Raw genomic sequence first — 287 nt, 5'->3', positions numbered from 1 at the left:
CGGTGGTCGCCGCATCATTAAAAAAGTTGGTTTCGAAGCTTTCCGCCAGGTTGCAGCAGGCCGACTTGGTCAGGTCCTGGCTGCTGATAACCTGGGTGTGGGTGGGCGTGAGCGAGGAGTAGCTGGGGGCGCGGTCGGTAATGACCACCTCCTGCAGCTCGGCGTTGGCTTTCAGCGCAATGCGCACGTAGGGGCCGGCCTGCACCGTGTCGGCGCGGTAGCCCATGGCATTGATGACGAGGCGGTTCGAGGTAGCCTTGGTGGAGTAGGGCAGCACGAACAGGCCC

General features: G+C 63.1%; 1 pseudogene. It reads right to left on the bottom strand.

The window, feature by feature from the left end:
• Positions 1-287, bottom strand: a pseudogene (locus EJV47_RS28315) (TonB-dependent receptor); the annotation flags it as partial.

It is taken from the genome of Hymenobacter gummosus, from assembly GCF_003970915.1.
In the GTDB taxonomy this organism is placed as follows: Bacteria; Bacteroidota; Bacteroidia; order Cytophagales; family Hymenobacteraceae; genus Solirubrum; species Solirubrum gummosum.
Note: the sequence above shows the minus strand (reverse complement) of the source record. Positions and strands in the feature narration are given on the sequence as shown.